The organism is Thioalkalivibrio sp. ALE23, assembly GCF_000378545.1.
GTDB lineage: Bacteria > Pseudomonadota > Gammaproteobacteria > Ectothiorhodospirales > Ectothiorhodospiraceae > Thioalkalivibrio.
In genome coordinates this window covers 1-1,550 of the sequence record NZ_KB900077.1, presented here as the reverse complement: position 1 = coordinate 1,550, position 1,550 = coordinate 1, and the positions used below count along the sequence as shown (strand labels likewise).

Here is a 1,550-nt window from a genome sequence, read left to right as displayed (position 1 = left end):
TACACCGGCGTTGTCCGGGTGCTGAACCTGCTCGTCCATGAATACTGTCATGACAGTGCGGATCTTACGGGGCATTCGCACAGCCCGGAGTTCTTCGAACTGTACCACGAGGTAACGCTGTCTCCCTCCTATGGGCGCATGGTTCAGGATCTGCTCAAGGCCTATCACAATGCGCTGAAAAAGGCCGGCCTCAAACCGACCAAGCACATGACGGACTCCTTCGATCTGGATCTCAACGTTGCCAGCATCGAAGACCCCGAGGATCGCGCGATTGCCTGACCCTTTCGGAATCCCGCACCACCCATAGAAGACGGGCCAAGGAAGGCCCGTTTTTTCGTTCGTGGAACCCTTCGGCGCATCGGATTTTCAGATAAAGAAATCGACCGCATCGAGCGTTTCGATATACTGGATTCGAACTTCAAGAAGGAGCTTCCCATGCCCCGAGTCAGCAAGGTTGTCACCCGTAACGGTGACGAAGGAAATACCAGCACCGCCGACCGTCGCCATATCCGCAAGAGTTCGGAGCGGATCGAGGTGATCGGGACCATCGACGAACTGAACGCCCTGGTCGGCCTGCTGCGTTGCGCAATCCCCTCCGGCGAGGATTCGAGCGAAGACGATGAATTCCTCGAAATCACGCAGAACCACCTGTTCAACATCGGCGGTGGTCTGGCGATGGGCGAGTCCATGATGCCGGCCGACGCGGTGGAAATGCTCGATAGCGAGATCGAAGCGCACAATGATGAACTTCCCCCTCTCAAGGAATTCGTGCTTCCGCAGGGCTCGGAGGCCACGGTGCGGGCGCATGTGTGCCGTACGGTGACCCGTCGCGTGGAACGCAGTCTGGTACGCCTGGTGGATCAGGAGGATCTGCCCGCCGCGGTGGAGGCTCTGCCGTACATCAACCGGCTGTCGGATTACTTCTTCGTGCTGTCCCGGAGCCTGTCCGCCGCGGCCGGTGCCACCGAAGCCCAGTGGTCCAAGCCACCGAAGCCCGAAACGAACTGAGTCCTGAATGGACGCCGGCCCGAAGCCGGAGGAGAAGCCGATGACGACTGATAATCCCCTGACCGCCCGCAAAACGCTTCGCGGCATTCGCGCCAGCCTGCCGACCCGTACCTTCGCCGGCTTCACCTGGCCGCGCGTGCGAGCAATCGAGCCCCGTGCTCCGCTCGCCGCACGCCTGGACCGTTACAAGCGCCGGACCCGTCTCACCAAACATTACGATATGAACTACTCCCGCCAAGCCTTTCAGGCTATGGCGTGAGTTTTGCGCTTCACGGGGCGTGCCGGATCATCCGGGGATGATCCGGTCTTACCGCCCTCCACGCGTCGGCCCGGTTCCCGACCGAATCACTTGCTGCTCGGCCCAGGCCATCAGGACCCGGGCGGCGTTTTCGTCCCGTGAACAGGACGCGCCACAGGCACACGCATGGTGCCGCTGGCCGAGCGGCTTCTTCTCCTGACGCCCGCAGGCGTGACAGGTCTGCGAGGGCTTGAGCTGCCGCGTCGGGGCCTCCATCGCCCAGGCACCAGCCTCCTCCGCTTTG

3 protein-coding genes and 1 pseudogene are annotated in these 1,550 nt (G+C 61.8%); 3 read left to right on the top strand and 1 reads right to left on the bottom strand.

What is annotated here, in order from left to right; genetic code table 11:
* The 3 genes and pseudogenes from F573_RS15315 to F573_RS0113940 all read left to right on the top strand — a co-directional run.
* Positions 1 to 279 (top strand): annotated as a pseudogene (locus F573_RS15315) (hypothetical protein); the annotation flags it as partial.
* A 156-nt stretch (positions 280 to 435) separates the two neighbouring features.
* Positions 436 to 1,008, top strand: coding sequence for a cob(I)yrinic acid a,c-diamide adenosyltransferase (locus tag F573_RS0113945; RefSeq protein ID WP_019023102.1), 573 nt, complete (start codon positions 436 to 438; stop codon positions 1,006 to 1,008).
* A 40-nt stretch (positions 1,009 to 1,048) separates the two neighbouring features.
* Positions 1,049 to 1,267 carry a hypothetical protein gene (locus tag F573_RS0113940; RefSeq protein WP_155986698.1) on the top strand — a complete coding sequence of 73 codons (219 nt, stop codon included), beginning with the start codon at positions 1,049 to 1,051 and terminating at the stop codon, positions 1,265 to 1,267.
* A 48-nt stretch (positions 1,268 to 1,315) separates the two neighbouring features.
* Here the strand turns inward: F573_RS0113940 and F573_RS14525 are convergent.
* A partial coding sequence (locus tag F573_RS14525; RefSeq protein ID WP_038033625.1) for a zinc ribbon domain-containing protein occupies positions 1,316 to 1,550 on the bottom strand: 235 nt, incomplete at its 5' end.

Excerpts from the sequence above, each read along its gene's own strand:
- F573_RS0113945 (WP_019023102.1), top strand. The coding sequence starts at position 436 with ATGCCCCGAGTCAGCAAGGTTGTCACCCGTAACGGTGACGAAGGAAAT.
- F573_RS0113940 (WP_155986698.1), top strand. The coding sequence starts at position 1,049 with ATGACGACTGATAATCCCCTGACCGCCCGCAAAACGCTTCGCGGCATT.